The 19,352-nt window shown below is 40.4% G+C and carries 17 protein-coding genes; 6 read left to right on the top strand and 11 right to left on the bottom strand.

Annotated elements, in window-relative coordinates; translation table 11 throughout:
* The first annotated feature begins 257 nt into the window (after positions 1 to 257).
* Entirely contained in the window at positions 258 to 587 is a 330-nt protein-coding gene (locus RYH73_RS01325; protein ID WP_335311446.1) for a nucleotide pyrophosphohydrolase, read from the top strand.
* On the top strand, positions 584 to 2,770 hold the full coding sequence (locus RYH73_RS01320) for a DNA/RNA helicase domain-containing protein (RefSeq protein ID WP_335311445.1): 2,187 nt from the start codon (positions 584 to 586) through the stop codon (positions 2,768 to 2,770). The genes RYH73_RS01325 and RYH73_RS01320 overlap by 4 nt, the downstream gene beginning before the upstream one ends.
* Positions 2,771 to 2,835: 65 nt before the next feature.
* Here RYH73_RS01320 and RYH73_RS01315 read toward each other — a convergent pair whose 3' ends face one another.
* The 8 genes from RYH73_RS01315 to RYH73_RS01285 all read right to left on the bottom strand — a co-directional run bounded on the left by RYH73_RS01315 (position 2,836) and on the right by RYH73_RS01285 (position 9,226).
* The gene (locus RYH73_RS01315; RefSeq protein WP_335311444.1) at positions 2,836 to 3,735 is read right to left on the bottom strand and encodes a hypothetical protein; all 900 of its coding nucleotides are present in this window, start codon (positions 3,733 to 3,735) and stop codon (positions 2,836 to 2,838) included.
* A 40-nt stretch (positions 3,736 to 3,775) separates the two neighbouring features.
* Positions 3,776 to 4,699, bottom strand: a complete 924-nt coding sequence (locus tag RYH73_RS01310) for a hypothetical protein (protein WP_335311443.1) — start codon at positions 4,697 to 4,699, stop codon at positions 3,776 to 3,778.
* A gap of 16 nt (positions 4,700 to 4,715) precedes the next feature.
* Positions 4,716 to 5,840: a hypothetical protein gene (locus RYH73_RS01305; RefSeq protein ID WP_335311442.1), complete on the bottom strand. Its 1,125-nt coding sequence runs from the start codon at positions 5,838 to 5,840 to the stop codon at positions 4,716 to 4,718.
* Positions 5,806 to 6,747 carry a DNA adenine methylase gene (locus tag RYH73_RS01300; protein ID WP_335311441.1) on the bottom strand — a complete coding sequence of 314 codons (942 nt, stop codon included), beginning with the start codon at positions 6,745 to 6,747 and terminating at the stop codon, positions 5,806 to 5,808. The genes RYH73_RS01305 and RYH73_RS01300 overlap by 35 nt, the downstream gene beginning before the upstream one ends.
* Positions 6,748 to 6,790: 43 nt before the next feature.
* Complete coding sequence (locus tag RYH73_RS01295) at positions 6,791 to 8,314, bottom strand: hypothetical protein (RefSeq protein WP_335311440.1); 1,524 nt, start codon at positions 8,312 to 8,314, stop codon at positions 6,791 to 6,793.
* 82 nt (positions 8,315 to 8,396) lie between these two features.
* Positions 8,397 to 8,651, bottom strand: coding sequence for an ORF6N domain-containing protein (locus RYH73_RS01290; protein ID WP_335311439.1), 255 nt, complete (start codon positions 8,649 to 8,651; stop codon positions 8,397 to 8,399).
* Positions 8,652 to 8,675: 24 nt separating this feature from the next.
* Positions 8,676 to 8,906, bottom strand: a complete 231-nt coding sequence (locus RYH73_RS26645; protein ID WP_442946049.1) for a PLDc N-terminal domain-containing protein — start codon at positions 8,904 to 8,906, stop codon at positions 8,676 to 8,678.
* 86 nt (positions 8,907 to 8,992) lie between these two features.
* Complete coding sequence (locus RYH73_RS01285) at positions 8,993 to 9,226, bottom strand: helix-turn-helix domain-containing protein (protein WP_335311438.1); 234 nt, start codon at positions 9,224 to 9,226, stop codon at positions 8,993 to 8,995.
* Between the two features lie 133 nt (positions 9,227 to 9,359).
* Between RYH73_RS01285 and RYH73_RS01280 the strand changes: the two genes are divergently transcribed.
* The 4 genes from RYH73_RS01280 to RYH73_RS01265 all read left to right on the top strand — a co-directional run bounded on the left by RYH73_RS01280 (position 9,360) and on the right by RYH73_RS01265 (position 17,524).
* On the top strand, positions 9,360 to 9,569 hold the full coding sequence (locus tag RYH73_RS01280; RefSeq protein ID WP_335311437.1) for a hypothetical protein: 210 nt from the start codon (positions 9,360 to 9,362) through the stop codon (positions 9,567 to 9,569).
* Between the two features lie 605 nt (positions 9,570 to 10,174).
* Positions 10,175 to 12,922, top strand: coding sequence for a TlpA family protein disulfide reductase (locus RYH73_RS01275; RefSeq protein ID WP_335311436.1), 2,748 nt, complete (start codon positions 10,175 to 10,177; stop codon positions 12,920 to 12,922).
* Positions 12,923 to 12,939: 17 nt separating this feature from the next.
* Positions 12,940 to 16,146: a SusC/RagA family TonB-linked outer membrane protein gene (locus tag RYH73_RS01270; protein WP_335311435.1), complete on the top strand. Its 3,207-nt coding sequence runs from the start codon at positions 12,940 to 12,942 to the stop codon at positions 16,144 to 16,146.
* Positions 16,147 to 16,156: 10 nt separating this feature from the next.
* Positions 16,157 to 17,524, top strand: coding sequence for a RagB/SusD family nutrient uptake outer membrane protein (locus RYH73_RS01265; protein WP_335311434.1), 1,368 nt, complete (start codon positions 16,157 to 16,159; stop codon positions 17,522 to 17,524).
* A 58-nt stretch (positions 17,525 to 17,582) separates the two neighbouring features.
* Here the strand turns inward: RYH73_RS01265 and RYH73_RS01260 are convergent, their stop codons facing one another.
* The 3 genes from RYH73_RS01260 to RYH73_RS01250 form a co-directional block, all read right to left on the bottom strand.
* Positions 17,583 to 17,888: a hypothetical protein gene (locus tag RYH73_RS01260; RefSeq protein WP_335311433.1), complete on the bottom strand. Its 306-nt coding sequence runs from the start codon at positions 17,886 to 17,888 to the stop codon at positions 17,583 to 17,585.
* Between the two features lie 97 nt (positions 17,889 to 17,985).
* Complete coding sequence (locus RYH73_RS01255; protein WP_335311432.1) at positions 17,986 to 18,444, bottom strand: MauE/DoxX family redox-associated membrane protein; 459 nt, start codon at positions 18,442 to 18,444, stop codon at positions 17,986 to 17,988.
* Between the two features lie 231 nt (positions 18,445 to 18,675).
* Positions 18,676 to 19,254 carry a Crp/Fnr family transcriptional regulator gene (locus tag RYH73_RS01250; protein WP_335311431.1) on the bottom strand — a complete coding sequence of 193 codons (579 nt, stop codon included), beginning with the start codon at positions 19,252 to 19,254 and terminating at the stop codon, positions 18,676 to 18,678.
* Positions 19,255 to 19,352 lie beyond the last annotated feature (98 nt).

Genomic DNA, 19,352 nt, shown 5'->3' with positions numbered 1-19,352 from the left:
TGTGCTATAACACAGGAGGGAGATCAATATGTTGAATACCTTGATTCTTTTAATATATACTATTATAATCTTGTTTTATAGTATCTGTGACCTAAAGAATGGGAAAAGTTAAGGAATGAACGACACTAGGTTAAGCGCAGAAGAAGGATTGAAAAAGAAATGATTTCAAGAAATAAAATGTTAAGTTAACCGAGTGGAATTAGATTGCCATTCCCCACCCAAATCCCTACCTTTACGTAAACCTTTAAGCAACACAGATGAACGATTGGCAAAACCTTACTCATAAATTATTACAGTTTAGCGAAGAGCGCGATTGGAAGCAATTTCATAATGCTAAAGATTTGGCTTTAGCACTCAGTATCGAGGCGGCTGAGCTAAACGAACTCTTTCTGTGGAAGAAGCCCGAAGAAGCTGATAAAGAAAAGATCAAAGAAGAGCTGGCCGATGTGTTTGCTTATGCATTGCAGCTAGCGGCAAAGTATGATTTAGATATCAACCAGATCGTGACTGACAAGATAACCAAAAACGCTGCCAAATATCCGGTAGATAGATCGAAGGGAAACGCTAAAAAGTATAATGAGCTATGAATTCCTCAGATCAGTTTGAAATAAACCTATACGACTTCAATACGAGACTTCCCGATAAAATAGATCACCGTATTTACGAAAATGACCAATGGCCATTGGTTTACATACTTAGTGACGGAATTATGAAGGAGGCTTATGTCGGTGAAACTACCGACATGCGCGCTCGTATGAAAACACATCTTGCCAATCAGCGAAAGCAGAGGCTTACGGTTGTACACCTTCTAAGTAGCAGTCTGTTCAATAAATCAGCAACCTTAGATATCGAATCGAATCTTATCCGATATCTTTCTGGGGACGGCTATTATCAGTTGCAGAACGGTAATCTCGGCTTGGCAAACCATAATTACTATAATAAAAAAGAGCTTTATTGGGAGATTTTTAAAAATATTTGGCAGCGCTTGCGCACAGAAGGTATTGCTAAGCATTCTCTTAAACATATAGATAATTCTGACCTTTTCAAATACTCGCCGTATAAAAGCCTTTCAAAAGACCAGGTTGACGGCCTAAAGACTATCATTCGAGGACTTATTGCCGATGATGCCAAGAACTTATTAATTGATGGCGGTGCTGGTACCGGTAAAACGGTGCTTGCGATTTTCCTTTTTAAGCTGATCCATACGGATCTCGAAGATTTCAATTTTACCGAATTCGGCGAAGAAGAAAAGGAATTGCCCCAGCTGGTTGCTGTACTGAAAAAGAAATACCCGCAGCCAAAGATGGCACTGGTTGTTCCGATGGCATCATTCCGCAAAACGCTATCTAACGTATTTAAGCATGTCAAAGACCTCAAAGCCAGTATGGTTATCGGACCATCAGAAGTGATAAAAAAACATTATGATATTGTACTTGTAGATGAGTCCCATAGACTACGACGACGAGTCAATCTCAGCGGTACCCATACGAGTATCTTTGATAGAAATATGGTTCAGTTAGGTCTTGATAAGTATAAAGACTCCGAACTTAATTGGATACTTTTAAAGTCCAAAAAGGCCGTATTTTTTTACGATGCAAATCAGAGTATCAAACCATCTGATGTGAAAAAGGAAGATTTTCAGCGTCTCAGGCAGCAGCTGGATACCCGAGAAGAACAATTGAAATCACAATTTCGTGTAATGGGAGGGATCGATTATGTTAATTTTATAGATCAACTGCTTAGTGTTTCAGTGCCAAAAACGAAAGGAATATTCCAATCCAAGGTATATGAATTCCTGCTGTTCCATTCCTTTGAGGATATGGTTGGCCAAATTAAAAAGCGCGAACAGGAATATAGCTTGGCGCGGTTGATCGCCGGTTACGCGTGGAAATGGATTTCGAATAAAGATCCCGAACAATATGATATCTGCATCGGCGATGTGCAATTGCGATGGAATCGCACATCAATAGACTGGATCAATAGCGAAGGCTCGATCGAAGAAGTAGGCTGCATCCATACAACACAGGGTTATGATCTAAACTACGCAGGTGTTATTTTTGGTAATGAAATAAGCTACGATAAAATAACACAACGTATTGTGATCCGAAAGGAAAACTACCATGATAAGAACGGCAAGAATGCAATAGAAAACGCAGAGCAATTGCATGATTTCATTCTCAATATCTATAAAACCATTTTGCTTCGTGGTGTAAGGGGAACATATATTTATGTCTGTGATCCCGATCTTCGGGATTATTTCGCACAATATATTCCTTCATTTGGAGTCACTGATGACAAGGAGGAAATAACATTAACGAAGGAACCTGATGAAAATGCTATTCCGTTTTATGATTTGGCAGTGGCTGCCGGTGATTTTAGCGATGCTCAAACAGTAGGAGAGGTACAATATGTCCTATTGCCACATAATATGTATGATACAAACGATTTGTTTGCCTGTAAGGTAGTGGGCGAGTCGATGAACAGGATTATTCCCAACGGATCTATATGTCTATTTCGGAAATACAGTGGTGGTAGTCGTAATGGCAAAATCGTACTGGCTTCTGCAACAGCAATACAAGATGCTGATTTCGGCTCCTATTATACTATAAAAGAATACAGCAGCAAGAAAATAGTTAGCGAAGAAGGATGGCAGCATGAAAAGATTATCTTAAATCCTCTGTCTTATGACGATAAGTATAAGCCTATCGTTCTCGAAGAGGACACGCTTACCGATTTTAAGGTCATAGGGATATTTGAGCGGGTATTGTAAATTGCATATGGTAACTAACTTTACGTTAGAAGTAGGCAAGTATATAAGGAAGATTTATTATTGTATTACCGCTTTTGAAAAAAGCGCTTAAACTTCGAGAGAATCTGACTGAAAGTTGATTCTTTATTTTTTTTTGTGGTCTGCTTAATGTCTTGCGAGATGAAAACGGGTGCTTGTTTTTCTAAATGTTCTTGTTGGGTAAATAAAGGAGCAGCAAGAGAGGTTGTTTCTCGAGAACCATTATATTGATCCTTCGCTTTTTTTGTTATTTTACTTTCCTGAAATCTCTGGCGCTTTTGTGTTGGAAAATGCAAAATATCAAATTGAAAATATGAGCGTGAAATAAAGCTTTCGAGTATTTGCATTTGTCCTACAATCTGTTCCTCACTATAACCATGAAAGTGTTTTTCATTCTTAAACGCATAACATTTATTTAATTCAATTTGAATGGCAGCATTATCCGTTTTTCTATATCCTGCTTGTTTCTCGATGGTAGATTTGTTAGAGTGATATATTTCTACGACCAATTCGTCACTACCTATGTCTGTAACGAACCACTCTGGAGACTTTATCTTTCCTTTTAGATCTGCATATAAATATTTGCCTTCTTCTATTAGAATACGAGATTCTTCTTCTAACGAAACAAATTCTACAGTAAAATTCTTGTTTTTATAACGCACTCTTAATCTGCGCTCTTTACTAATAAAATCCTGCGCATATTGATGGCAAAATCCCTTTCCTCCTTTCTTTAAATAGTTCGGTACTGATGAATCATTGAAACTGAAATGGATTATCTTTTTGGTCACATTTGTGACCGCTTTCATTTTATAGTAAGGTGGATGGCAATAATAATAATCTTTTCCTGACCATTTTTTGGGGTCAGCAAATTGTAATGCCCTAATTCGCCAAATGAAGAATTCGTCTGCATTTTCATGTGGGGATATCTTTGCTTTATACTTGGTCACTATAATTCGATGGAGGTTCTAGTATGTTACGATTGGTAAATCAGTTTTTACTGTAATGCTCTTTTATCGCTTCTGTCCAGTTGTATATTTTATCTAATAGATTCTCATCTATTTTTTCTGGGAGGTAATCAAGTATTCTAAAGCGGTCAAATACTAAACCTGCTAGATTAGCCCTTTCGCGAAAAATATCTCTAGGAAAGTATTGAGCAGTAAAGAACATACGTACGGGTGTAAGGACTGGTTGCCTTGTAAACCATGTTTTGCAAAATGCTTCTGTATCTAATTCTGATAGCTTCTCAACCCAGTTCGTACCTGTTTTACATTGCCCAAAACCAATCATTTTAGAAGGTTGTTGATCCTTGAAGCCTTTCCAGACGATGACATCGACTTTGCCATCCTGTGGTTTGTGACCATGGTTGTCATGAATATCGCCACCTTCACCAAGTACGTGTGTTATTTCACGCAATTTGTCTCTGAAATTCGTAATATCTTCTTTGCTTGTACCAAGGATGTCCACTTCCGCTCTGGGGCCGAAATAATTTTGAGCAACAATGGAACAGAGATATTCAAAAAGTAATGAACCGTCGATACTAGCTTTTATGCGATCTTTATCCATTTTTGCACGTGTGGCCAACAATAAATAAGGATAGATAATATTACCTTGATCCGATTTTGGTGCAAATCGAAGACTGTAGTCATGATCTTCGATTTCAAAGGGGTAAAGACACTCGCCAACCTGAATACGATAAAGTATTTCAGTGGAAATTTCATCTACCTTTTCGAGATATTTATCGGTGTCGTCTTCGATTCCCAATACTACATCCTCATCCGAAACCAAGCGGGATGGTTTTGTTAATCCGTACAAGTTTATTTTACCATTTAATATAGCATGATACTCTGCATAATCAGCCCAATCTTGAGCAGAGTTTCTAAATGTGGGGATGCCATCGGGAAGCTTAAACATAGTCTAGGTTAAAAGGTTAATCTTCGTCAAACAATCTTTTCTTTTTACCAGCTTCTTTTAAAGTAAGGTATTTCTTCTCCATTAATTCATACAATTCATCTGCCAATTTCGCAATGGAAGCCGCATGTTTCATTAGGCTTTCATCCTGTCCATCAAAACCCTCTGTCTGGTAGGAATGAGCTTTTTGGAGAGCACGTTTTGCCTCCAATAAACTTTGCTCAAACGTTTCTTCCTTGGGTTGGCTAATTTCATAGGCTTGGTATAGCGGAAGTCCGTCTCTTAATGCGTGAATCGCTTCTCTATTTTTTAAAACTGCTTCCAGTCTTCGGATATCCGGATTTTGCGATTGTACAGCTGCTTGTTCATCTTTTTTCTTACTGCCATATATCCATGTTAATAACTCTCCTAATTCTTCTTTTTTGTCTTCGGGAACTGGATTAGCCTGATCCTCGGGGACACCCGTTATTCCTATATAATCTTTGAATCCTTCGTATGTTAATCCAGTGTATAGATGAGAGAAATAAAGTCTGTTCGCTTGGATATCAGTGCGATCGAATACGCCAAGCTGTTCGGCTTGTTCGATGACTTGAAGTCCTTGATATAGTTTTTGAACAGTTTTATGCGTATCGCCTATCTGTGAAGCAATTTCCTCTAAAGGAATATTAAATTCATTTTTGATTTGAGACACATATTGTGCTTTGGCGTAGCTTCCCCATTTTGCAGGACCGTTAATATGCTTGAAGCCGATAAATTTCCAAGCGTCCTTACGGTCTTTAACAAAAATAATGGGTATCTCATTTAATGTGTCTTTAGCTGTTTTAGGGATCGATAGCGTATTTTTATTGATTCCAATGAAGTCGGCTATGGTGGGGTCAAGAATACATTTGACAGCGGCAAGTCTTCTATTACCTTCAAGCACAACATTCTTCCCGTCTTCTACAATTGCAATGAGAGGCTCATTTGTAAAAAAACCACTTGCCTTAATAGATAATACAATTTCCTCAACTCCCATCACATTCCATAGAATTTTTATAATTTCCTTCTCGGGGGTTTGTGCTGTAGGGAGGAATTCCGCTATCCGAGGATTGCGGTAATCGAAATGTAGCTCATTGGATGATAGGTATTGGATTTGTTGGTTCATGCTCTTGATATCTAAAAATATCTAAGTCGCTGGATCGACCATTGACTGTAATTTCGGCTCCTAAGTTAAGATTATCACTGAATATTAACAATTCACTGCCAAACCTTTTTGACTGTAATGTGTAACTTAGGTCGAATGTAGCTAAGCGATAATGCTGGTACATTCTTTTTATCTGGTCAACATTGTCGTAAGATATCAACCACCGCAGCTCATTGGGTAAATTAACTACGTATTGGGCCAAACCCTCATGTCCATCATGCCCATAATTGTTGAGATATAGCTCCTTACCTTTTTTATAGTAAGGAGGATCTAAGTACAAAAATGTGCGAGACAGATCTCGTGTATAATTTTCCAGAGCCTGAATTATTTTAGTTGCATCTTCATTGGTTAGATGTATCCGATCTGCATGGCTGCCGATCTTTTCAATACGTTCGATCAGATTCTTTTTATTAAATCGTACATCGATGAGGTAATTTCCTGTTTGCTCAAATCCACCAATTGGCCCCGCTTTGAAGATGATTCCCGAACGGTTGGTGCGATTCAGAAAAAAAGTTGCAAAACCCAAGTCAAGTTGTTCGTTTTCTCGACCGCGATCGAATATTTCTTTTTGACGATACCACTCCGCTAGAGTGACGGGAGTTCTTTCAATAAGCTTAATGAACGCTTCTGTTTGATTTATTACGGAGTGCCAAAATGAATAAATACTATAGTCATAATCATTGATGAGAATGCTATCAAACGTTCTATTGTATAGAAGATTTAATGCTGCGCCAGCTCCACCTGCATAAAGCTCAACATAACGCCCTCCCACTAGCTCATTTTGTTGGGCTAGCTCTGTGATGAACTGTGTTAAACATGCTTTGCCGCCTGGATAACGTAGGGGGCTTTGTCCTCTAGGATTTGCCAAATTCGTTTTTTATTTGGTAAAAATAATTAGAAATAGGCTACAATCAAAGTTTACTTAAATCTAAGTCACTTAAAAGATCTTTTTCGTCTCTAAGCATAAATTCTATTAAAGGAATTAAGTTGGTACAAATGCTGTCAGCATTAGCTGGTCCTGCCACAGTAAGGTAGTTATGAATTATTTGATGAGGGAGTTCTAAGCTAAATGTATTAAAGGCATTTTTGATTCCTGTTTCGGATATTAGTTCAGTGAATTTATTTTTAAGCGTTGAAAAATTTGTGTAAACCAATTTGGTCCCTTTATTGTCAAAAAATGCATTGCGGAAATGATTTGAGTTTTTTAAGACCTTGTTAGCTTTCCAAAAGGTATTTTCAACAATATATTTTAACGTACATTCAAAAGTAACTCTTGTTAAAGCTGTTTTTGCATTTGGATAACTATCTTTACTGATATCAAAGCACTCGTCAATAAGTTTTTTGAGCGCCAGTGGAATTTTTTTTCTTTTTAATACAGGTTTACGTTTAATAGATGGTCTGGTAGTTGATGATGTAGATGGCGCTGGCACAGAGGTCGCCACCATACTTGCACCTGTGGACATAGACGAAAGACTGCCATTAGGGATACTGCTTGCTCCTGACGTTGTCGCTGAACTAGTTGTTGGTATTAAAGGTGATGCGCTGCTTACTGGTGATGTTCCTTGTGGATTATGTGTTAAAGGAGATGATGGTGTTGAAGTTTGAGTGGGCTTTTGATCTGCATCAAAACCATATGGTTTGAGATTTTTGATAAAATCTTTGTTTTCATCAATGTTAGACGTTTTTAAATCCGGATAAGCGTCTATATACTTAACCAAGGCTTTGATATAGGACTTAAATTTATTTCTATCTATTATGTCTATTTTAAAGCTTGGAGAGTTCTTAAATTTATATCCACAGAATTTAGCATCCCTGAATAAACGTTCGTAAATAATAGTTTTACCGCCTGTTTTTCCTCTGCCTCGTCTCAGTTGCTTTCGGAAGTTATCTCCACCGTATTTCACTGCTTCTTTATAAAAGGAACCCAACTTAATAAAGTCTCCCGGACGTGAATCTAGGTTGTTCATTTCGTCCTTTTTTCCACTATTTGCCAAATCAAGAATTTGCAAAGCTTTGGCTATACGTTCCCAACTTCGAAATAAAGAGGCAGCATGCTCTTCACCAATTCTAGATTTTAATTCTGCTTCATCGGTATATTCGTAGACAGGTAATTGACCAAAAAGCATTTTGGTAAGCGGCAATTTATATTTGCTTGGCATTTGCAGTGCTTTGACAGCTGCACACCGTCTATTTCCATCGCGAACTATATATTTACCCTCTTTATCTTTGATCACCCATAAAGCTTTATCTTCATAGAACTCATTTTTATCTACTATTGCTGATGCAATTTCTTCTCCGGCTTCTTCATAAAGTAGATATTCTATTAGATCATCTTCGTTAGTGCTACCATTGTAAAGTTCACCAAATCTAGGATTGTTCGTGTCTAGTTTAAGATCATCTATATTGATATATTTTAGTGTCGATCGTTTTTTCATAACAGTATAATTAATTTCCCATTATATTTCTTTAAAAATTAAGCTCATTTTCGATATCATCATCTCGTTTATGTCACATTCCTTATTTATCGGAATTGGAGATCACAATTTCTGATCTCCAATTAGAAAAATTCTTCTTGGTCATCTCAAACATAAATTCCTCAGGGAATCTATCAATATTTCTTCTAACAGCTTGTTTAAGTACGCGGGTTTCTACACCGTATAGCTCCGCTAAATCTCTATCCAACATTACCTTCTGATCCCGAATGTAATATATCTGATTCATCACTACTTCTTCAGGGATGATTAAGCTTTCGTTTGATTTAGTTTTGGTCATTGGTTTAGGTTTAATGAACGATTATCATTTCCTCATCACTTTCCGTGGGGCACGGCGGTCTTTGTTTAAGAATAAATAAAACACACATCCCACTACAGGAAAAAGTAAGATAGCTAGTAGCCAGATTAGGCGTTCTTTGCTAGTTAGATTTGGATTAGTAATGCAGTTGTATACGGTGTAGACACATGCAATAACCAATGGCAACACAAAAAATATTTGCCGAGAACTCAAGTCTATGAAGTTTAGTAGCGCCATGTTCTTTGTTTTATATTGGGACTATAATATTTTCGTTTCAAATATTATTGGCTTTGTCCAAAAAGCTTTAGAAAATCTATATGCTTCTATTCCGTTTTTTTATTTTCATTGTCATCAGACCACTCACTTTCGTGAAGGAATTGGCGTCTATCGATTCTTAAGAATTTGGATATTTCTTCTAAATCTTCTAAGGGAGGCTGTCTATGGTTATTTCGCCAGCGAGAAATCGTTGCTTCTGACTTATTCACTAATTTGGCTATTTTTCTATTTGACACCTTTGTTTCATCAAGAATTTCATCTAATCTGTTGATTTTCGCCATGGAGATATATAATGTTAGAAACACTTAAAATATTTCTGTAAAAAAGTTTGACGTTAAACGTCAAACATGTATATTTGCATTAGTTAATAAAGCGACACATTAATGAGTGGGGAATAAGCCGCTACTCATAACGATGTTTACTCGTTCGAAATCCGCCAGATTGCCACGAGTTGACCGAGGTGTTTGCCTTTTACTGGAATTTTTTATCTTCGTGATATATTCCAGTATGGCTACCTCGTTCACTTTTGGGGCAACCCTGACTCTTTGGATGATGGGAGGTTTCTGGCGGAACCACGAACAAAAGGGACGAGGTGCCTACTGGCCTTATGACCTAAGCACGTAAGACTCACTTCTTTCCGAGTGCATCGTTTATCATAACCAAACATTATGAAAACGAAGACCGACAACCAACCAACTAAAAATCCCGCAAGCTATTCTTGCCAAGCACCTCGCGCGCTTGCAAAACCGCTTCAAAATCCAATAATTCTAATTATTACTGCACCAACCTAATCTCGTAAATCCTATTCTTATTTTCGACTTGATGAGCTATTTATATAGCCCAAAAGGGTGGATTATATCTAAAATCTTTTAACAAAAAACACCTAAATCTAATTTAAAAAAATGACGGTTTACGTTCATAGGGGATACCTATGTCTCAAATATAGGCTTTATAGGCATACGTGCCAAATGATTTTGCTCACATTTGCACGTTTTATTAAAAATTCAACGGTTTTTAAATTATGTAGAAATTGTTTGATTAAGAGGTTTGGTGCCGGCGCGCGAAAGCAGTCCCTAATGATGCCTGCCTGCGGTAGGCAGGAGTGTGAATTATTAGTGATGAATATTCCTTGTACCTTTTTTTCATCATTCTTCTATTTTTCAAAGCATTCAAGCTTCTCGCCACCAGGCTCGAGGTCACCGCAAAAAGGTACCCCAAACCGAGGAGCTATGCTCCGAGCTCATGAAGGCCTATTAAAGCAGACACATCTTCATAACCTCCTGGCTGCAAACCTTCTTTCAAAGGTAGTGCAGTTACTTAGCTTCTGCTACCCGACGATTCCGGTTTATCGGAATAGCTTTATCTCCATTGAAAATAAACACAACGATAAAAACTTTTGTAGGCCAGTTATTAGCTGTCGAGCAGATGTTCCTTTGAGACCTTTCTGTATCATTTTTGGAAAAAGCGTCAAATTAACGCTGGGACGAAATGCAATATTCAGGGACGAACTACCTATTTGTACTACTGTTCTGGGACGAACGACCGTTAGCAGGGACAAACGACGTTTTTGGGCTAGTGCATCAAATGATACGCAACCTGCAGAAAAAGCACCTCAGATTACAGGAAAGCTAGCGCAACTGGTAGGAAAATGGGTGCGACCTGCATTCGACAAAAGGCGAGATGCAGCGAATGCTATGCCAAATTCAGTCAACGGGGGGCGAAATGCAGGTAAATTATGGCGAAATGCAAAGAAATTTAGGCGAGATGCAATTGCTCAATGGCGGGATGCAACGAATGCTATGCCAAAAGCAGTCAATAGAGGGCGAAATGCAGGTACGGAGGGGCAAAATGCAATTTGGCGGGGTCAAAATGCATCTTTATGCTTTTCGCTTTCAACCACTTTGTTCTGTGCTTTCCAGTATTTGTTGGGACGAACTGCAATATTCAGGGACGAACAACCTATTTGTAGTACTGTTTTGGGACGAACAACCGTTAGCAGGGACAAACGACGTGGTTTGGCTGGTGCATCAAATGATAGACAACCTGCATCTTTTATGGCGCGAAATGCAGCAAAAGCGACCCGAAAGGTAGGAAAACTGGCGCGAACGGCATTTATTGAAAAGTGTAGCGTAACAACTTATATACCAATTGCAGTGAATGTGGGACGAACTGCAGAAATTAGGGACCAACGACCTGTTTGTAGTGCTGTTCTGGGACGAACGACCATTAATAGGGACGAATTTTCTTTTTGTACCTTTTTTCCGCAAAAAGGTACCCAAAAACTCCTGGCTGCAAACCTTCTTTCAAAGGTAGTGCAGTTACTTAGCTTCTACTACCCGAAGTTTTGGAGGCCAGTTATTCGCTGTCGAGCACATGTTCCTTCGAGATCTTGCTGTGGATGGTTCGGTAAATCGAGGTGGTATGCAGAGGGAGGTAGGCGAGATGCAACGAATGCTATGCCAAAAGCAGTCAATAGAGGGCGAAATGCATTTAACGGTGAGCGAAATGCAAAAAAAATATGGCGAAATGCAAAGAAATTTGGGCGAAATGCATCTGCTTTAACGCAAGGTGCTATACCTTCGAGAGATAGGTTTTTTGGCTTGTTGTGTAAGCGGGCCTCGCACACCCTTAAACCCTATAGCTTATACCTTATAACCTTAAAGATCTTGTTCTGTGTTTGTTTGGCACACGCCCGGCAGTCCTCCTCCCCGGAGGCTGCCCACGGCGTGGCTTTATCCACAGATTCTATTAAGCCATTGAAAATAGGGGATAGTATTCCGGAAGCGCTGTGGAATTTGCCTTTCCAAATGGTAAAAGCAGGGCAAGAGGGAAGTACTACGGTAAAACTGAGCGACTATAAGGGCAAACTTATTATACTGGATTTTTGGGCTACTTGGTGCGGTGGCTGTATTAAAGAAATGCCGAAAGTGGGTGGCTTAATTAAAAAATACCAAAAAGACCTAACCCTTTTATCAGTTACAGCACAGGATGAAGTGACGGTAAAGGCATTCTTTGCCAGGAGACAAGAACTTATTGACTTAAATCTTCAACTGATAACAGATGCATCTGCGCTTACAAGTTATTTTCCGTATCGTTTGGTGCCACATATAGTTTGGATTGGTGCTGACGGAACATTTTTGGCTGCCACGTCTTCTGAAGAACTGAATACAGAGCGTCTTCAACTATTGGTGGATGGAAAAGCGCCTTCTTTTACCTCTGTTAAGGAGGATATATTAGATGTTGATTATAACAAGCCTCTCCTCGTTAAGAAACCGGACGATGATTTTTCTTATCTGTATAATGCCAACCTGTCCACCTATCGGAATGGATATCAGTCGCGCCTAGGCCAAACTACCGACAGCTCGAAATTTCGACTTTATGCCATTAACGTTCCGCTATTATCAATTTTCAAATGGGGATTAAACCTCCCTGTATCTTGGTATCGAAACCGGATATCTTTCGATGATGGATTTTCGGACGAAACCTTATGGATGTCAGGCAAGAGTGAAGCGGAAATAAGAAAAAATAGTTATTGTTACGAGTTGATTGTGCCGATACGTCTCAAAGCAAGGGCAAAAACTTTTTTGCTCCGAGATATGGAACGCTATTTCGGCTTCCAAGCTACTGTTGAACAAAGGGAAGTAAATTGCCTTGTGCTGAGGTGCAAGGACGGAAGACCCGATCGTTCTGACGTAGTTTCAGGGTTTAATAATCTTTCGGATACATCTACAGCTATAAAAACCTTAAGTGGGCGGGTGCCGTATTTTTTTGTTGATTACTTGAACAAGTTGCTAGACTTTAAACCGGTGCTGGATGAAACCGGTATCGATTACCAAGTGGATATAAGCTTTGATAGCGATGAAGTTCGTGATCTGGAAAAGATCAATAAATCGCTTGCGAAGCATCATTTGGTGCTAGAAGAAGAACAGCGTCCGATAAAGATGCTAATCATAAGCAAGAAATCAACGAATCCCTAATCCAACCTAATTCCGAAATGAAGAAGAGTATAATTTTTATAGTGCTGTTATTATTGGCAGCTCCCTCGATGGCGCAGGTCATGATACGAGGGGTAGTTATTGCAAAGGACAACCAATTACCGCTTCCCGGTAGCACAATTAGAGCTGTGGGCTCAAAGCAGATCAGCACAAGCGATGTTAACGGCAGATTTAGTATCGAAATCAACAGTGATATGGATACATTGTACATATCAACAGTTGGCTATTACGTAAAAAGACTGCCTGTAAATGGTAAATCAACGGAATGGACCGTCGTCATGGAACCGAAGGCAAATCAGTTGGAAGAGGTGAATATTTCCACTGGATATTATGAATTGCCTAAAGAAAGGGCAACAGGGTCGTTTACGAAACTTTCGAACGAGGATTTGAACCGCAATGTCAGTACGGATATTTTAAGCCGTCTAAAAGGTCAGGCAAACAGTGTGTCTTTTGATGAACGCTTAGGAGGCAGACCGAATATTAGTATTCGCGGCTTGAGTACGGTGTATGGTGGTGCACAGCCGCTGTTGGTGTTAGATGGCTTTCCGTTCGAAGGGGATATTAATCAGATCAATCCGAATGACGTGGAGAGTATTACGATTTTGAAAGATGCTTCCGCTGCATCTATTTGGGGAGTACGGGCAGCGAATGGTGTAATCGTAATCAGCACTAAAAAGGGTTCAGTTGGGCAACGGCAGCAGATTGCTTTTAATTCAAACGTAAGCGTAAGCGAGAAACCTGATCTGTTTTACGATCGTAAAATCTCTTCGGCTGATTTTGTTGAGGTAGAACGTTTTCTTTTTTCAAACGGCTTTTATAATGCCATGGAGATGGACCGTAATAAAGCACCGCTAACGCCAGCTGTAGAGCTGATGATTTTGAACAGAGATGGTAAACTGCTTGATAATGAACTTAACGAACAACTGGAAAAGCTGAAAACTTACGACGTTAGGAGGGATTTTAACAAGCACTGGTATCATACACCGATTAATCAACAGTATGCGTTGAATATGAGAGGTGGATCGGAAAAGCATACCTATTATTATTCATTAGGATATGATAACAGCGTGGACGCGCTGAGTTCCCGCTATGAAAGGTTTAGTTTACGGGCTGATCAGACGTTTAAAGTGACGGGCCGCTTTACGGTAAATCCTACTATTAGCTGGACTTATCAGGTAAGCGGAGAGGGGAGACCTGCGGTTGATGCGGTTAAACCATCGTCTACATTGGCGCTCTATCCTTACGCGCGTTTAGTGGATGATCAAGGTAATCCGTTGGCAATAGAACGGGATCGTCGGAGCAGTTTTAAAAACCAGGCATTAGCAGAGGGGGTAAAGGACTGGAGCTATGTGCCACTGTTGGATGGCGATGAAAGGCAATTGAAAGTGAACGACAATCAACTTTTGCTGGGAATGAATTTTAATTACCGCTTAACTGATATGTTTACAGCGGAGCTGCAGTACCAATATGGGCGGAACGAGGGTAGGAGTGACGAACTTTATTCGGAGGAAGCTTATTTTACACGCAACTTGGTAAATTCATTTGCGCAACGATCGGATGAAAGTTTGACATTTCCGATACCCGCAAATGGGGGTATCCGCGAGCTACGCGCTGAATTGTTGCAATCGCATACGGTTAGAGGACAGGTGAAATTTAACCATAATTGGAATGAGCATCAATTAAACGGTTTATTTGGAGGAGAGATTCGTGAATTGTTGACAACCAATTCTGGTAATCGTGTATATGGTTATCAGCAATCAGGCCAGCTTAGTCAATTGGTGGATTATGTGACGGCCTTTAGTCAATATTATAATCCGAATGTGCGTAATAATATACCGGCCGTGCAGTCGTTCGGCCAGCAAACCAATCGTTTTGTATCTTATTATTTGAATATGGCATACGCGTTTAAAAATCGCTATACCTTGACAGCGAGTGCGCGTAAGGACGCTTCGAACTACTTTGGAGTGAACAGCAATCAGAAAGCGATTCCGTTATGGTCGGCAGGGCTTGGCTGGAATTTGAGTCAAGAGGATTTTATGCAAACCCATTGGTTGGATTATCTGAAGCTCCGCGCCACCTATGGATTTAATGGTAATTTGTCGAGATCCTTGACAGCTTTGGCAACGGTGAGAAGAAGTATGCCCGCAGGGATTGTGACAAATCTGAATAACATTCCCTATGGGGTAGTAAGCACTTATCCGAACGCTGATTTACGCTGGGAAAAAGTGAGGGTAGTTAACCTAGGTGCCGATTTCGATTTGTTTAACCATAGGATTAACGGTTCTTTGGAATATTATGTAAAAGATGCGCAGGATTTGATCGGGGCACAGCCCATTGATCCTACGGTGGGTATTCCATCGGGCAGCGTAAACCGAAATGTGGCAAACATGCGCACGAAAGGACTGGATCTGCAAGCCAATATTAAGTTATTGGATGGGGGCATGCAATGGCAATTGGCCCTTCTATACAGTCACAACACGAATAAACTAACAAAATACTACAACAACCTCAATGCAAGTGGGAATAGCTATGTGAATTCAGGATTAGCCATTCGCCCTTTGGAGGGAAAGCCGGTGTATAATGTAATGACTTACCGTTGGGCGGGATTGAACGCAGAAACGGGTGATCCTCAGGGGTTGGTAAACGGAGAGGTGTCCACGGATTACGTTGCCTTACTGTATAGTTCTAAACTGAACGATCTGGAATATCACGGACCTGCCTTACCTACGGAGTTTGGTGCGGTTGGTAATACCTTCCGATATGGAGCTTTTTCGCTCTATCTAAATGTAGCATATCGTTTTCATTATTATTTTAAGCGAAGTTCTATCCATTACAGTAGTTTATTTAACAACTGGGTTGGACATGAAGATTTCGCAAGTCGCTGGATGCAACCTGGGGATGAACTACGCACGGCTATCCCATCTATGGTTTACCCTGTTAACAGTAGTCGCGACGCTTTTTATGAGAATGCGGCGATACTGGTTGAAAAAGGGGATAATATCCGTCTGCAAGATGTTCAACTAATTTACAGCTTGCCAAAAAAGTGGCTGAATAAAATTGCTTTACAAGCATTAGATGTCTATATGAACATGCGAAATGTCGGCATCTTATGGCGTGCCAACAAAGCAGGCTTAGACCCGGATGCGGTTTCAGCTGCGGCACTGCAACCACGTATATTTTCAATTGGATTAAAAGCAAACCTTTAACAATGGTGATATGAGAAACTTGACATATTTAATTTTGGTATGCCTTTGCTGCGCGTGCGTGGGTTGCAAGAAATATTTGGAAGCCAAGCCGGATGAGGCATTAACTTTGCTTTCCGACAATTTGGAAGCTGTACAACTTTTGTTGGACAATACCACCGTGATGAATACGCAGTATCCTGCGGCTAACTTGCTGGCTTCAGATGATGTGCAGATTTCGGACGAAACTTGGCAGAATTTATACCAGCGCTCTATAGTATCTGCCAATGCGTATATATGGGAAACGGATTTGTATAACGCCAGCGATAACAATGATTGGTCTTTGCCTTATGTAACGGTATTTTACGCTAACCTTGCGCTGGAAAGCTTGGATGCGGGTAATAATGCGCTGAGACCAGCTTCTGAAAAGACGAATATGAGGGGGCAGGCCCTGTTTTTCCGCGCCTTTGCTTACTACCAGTTGCTCCAGCAATTCGCAAAAGCGTATAACCCTCAAACGGCTAATACAGATCTTGGCATTGTGTTGCGACCGACAGCGAGCATTGGGGATGCTTCGCAGCGTGCCACGGTAGCAGCTTGTTATGAGCAGCTAAGGCGAGATTTTGAAGAGGCGGCAGCATTGTTGAATGTTTCGCAAATCTATAAGACTAGACCTAACAAGGGTGCGGCATTTGCTATGTTGGCGAAAGTTTACCTGTTGATGAACCGTTTTGCGGAAGCTTCCGCGGCCGTGGAAACGGCACTGCAATTGGATGGCGCATTGATGGACTATAATGAGATAACTGACATCAATACGAATCCGTTTGAACGTTTTAATGAAGAAGTATTATTTCATGCGAGTTTGATCAATATCACTGGGGTGATCTACCCAAATGTTGCTGCTTCGCTGGATTTATATCGTTTGTATACGGCAAATGATCTCCGTAAAGAATTGTTTTTTAACTATAAAGATGAAGCGGATATCGAGTTTAAAGGAAGTTATGTAGGTGGAGGCCTGAATGCACAGTTTGGGGGTATTAGCAATAATGAGCTTTATTTATTGGCGGCAGAATGTGCTATCCGTACCGGGCAGTTTGAGAAGGGGATGAATTGGTTGAACCACTTGTTAGGTCGTCGCTATGTGCAAGGCACTTTTGAGCCACTGATGATCAGGGATCCAAAAGAGGCGCTGGAAACAATTTTAATAGAGCGCCGAAAGGAACTCCCATTCCGGAATATCCGTTGGGCAGACCGGAAGCGTCTCCTGTTTGAGCCAGGTTGGAATGTAAATATAATGCGAACGGTGGCAGGAAGAAATTTTACATTGAATATGGAAGAAGATTATCTCTTTGAGATTCCTCGAAAAGTAATTGACCTTGGAGGTATCGAAGATAATAAATAAGAGAGGGGTGTATCTTCTGAAGATACACCCCTTACCAGCCATTTAATAGTTGAAAGGCTTATTGATGGAAGACTTGATTCGTAGGATTCTCCGCACTATCCGATCCGGTAGCGATCGGTCTACCGCTATCGCCGTCTTCCAGTGCCTGAATAGCACAAAGCTCCTGCATTCCATTACAGCTTGGAGGCACATCGTCCTTGCTGTAATTTGCGGGATTGGTTTGGCCCCCTTCTCCAGGAGTATATACGAACCATTCTAATGCCCTGCTATTTTTAACAGGTTTTGCTTCTGGCTTTGTAAAAGCGGAAGCGGTTACGATGGCAGTACCTAGTACCGCCAATCGGATGATGAAAAGTTTTTTCATTTTGTTATTTTTAGTTATATAATTGGCTGATCAGGTCCTCGAGGCCACCATAGCAGCGCCTTGTTCGTTGGGAAGCGTTAGCCTTTGCGCTTCTTTTTTAAGCAGTTCTTTTCTTCAACCTCCTTTCTTTTTTGGTGAAAATGGATTTCAAAAAAACAGTTGCTTGACGATGATATAGTCCGAATATGGCTATTAAAAAGGTGGCGCTGTGCAAACCGAGGTTTTCTACCCAATTTAGCCCCTTAAAAAGCCCAATACACGAACAAGGTTGGTGTTGATAGAAACCGGATAATACGCTTGCTGAGTAAATTACCAACAAGACGAAGTAAACGGAACATGCCGCCAACCCTGTACGGTTATAGCGATGACTAACGAGTGCCAGTGACAATAGTAATTGAAATGTTGGTTGTGCCCACGCTAAATATTTCGCCCAGCTAATGGGAAAAACCTGCATCATCATATCCGAAACCGTTCGTTCGTGGTGAATGATTTTTATTGTTGCCGATATAGCGAGTACAATGATCAGAATAATGCTAAATAAGTTTTGCGTTTTCATTTTTTGCTTCTCCTTTCTTTTTAACCGGCGGGCTGCCGATGCCCTGCACTAATCTTTTTGATCGGCAGCCGGACGGTAATGGAACTTTGCCTACGGTCTGGCTCCGCTACTCCTCGTTTCCATTAAAAGCAAATTTATAGCGACCAAGCCGCGAAAAAACGCCGATAATGGTATTTTATATCTCTGAATATTTTTGTAGGGAAGGGTATAAAATTTGACGACAAGGGTGTTTTAGTGATGCTTCCGCAGATATTTTTTCATGGATAAATAGTAGGTGGATGCACGAATTCCGAGAAAAGCCTGTATACTCTTAACAGGCAATTGTTGTATTAATTGAGGGAAAAGATGGGCCATGGCAGCATAACGATCTTCGCGGGGTAAATGCATGAGCTGGAGGTGCCGACGGTAGTTTTCTAATTTGCGCTGTTTTAACAAATGGAGAAATTCGCTGAAAGCACGGTGTTGCTGTTGCTTTTCGCGAAGGTCTAGGAGCGGCAACTCCACCACGGTGCCGGCCTGCAAAAAGTAGATGTCCAGGTCTGCCGAATGGGAACTAAAAGGGTGTTTGGTACCGGTAAAATAATCATGCTGGGCACTGATCCAATGAATATATTCTTTGCCGTATAGATCGGTATTGCTGCCGGCCACCAAGCCGGATAAGACAAAACACCATCGGGGTTTACTTTCGCCGCGACGAAGGTAATAATCGCTTTTTCTGAAATGACGCAGTTTGGCATGGGCGCGTATAAATTCCTTTTCGGCTTCACTTAGCCTTACATACTGTGCGATATAAAAAAGAAATGGCTCCATACGAAGCGCCAAAGCTCGTGCATATAACAGTATTTTGCTAGGGGTTAGATACTGCTATTTAATGGGAGTAGAAAATGTTAACGGATACCGCATTAAAT

Origin of the sequence: Olivibacter sp. CPCC 100613 (assembly GCF_036959255.1) — a bacterium.
Lineage (GTDB): Bacteria > Bacteroidota > Bacteroidia > Sphingobacteriales > Sphingobacteriaceae > Olivibacter.
The sequence above is the reverse complement of the archived record's forward strand: the minus strand, read 5'-3'. Positions and strand labels throughout refer to the sequence as shown.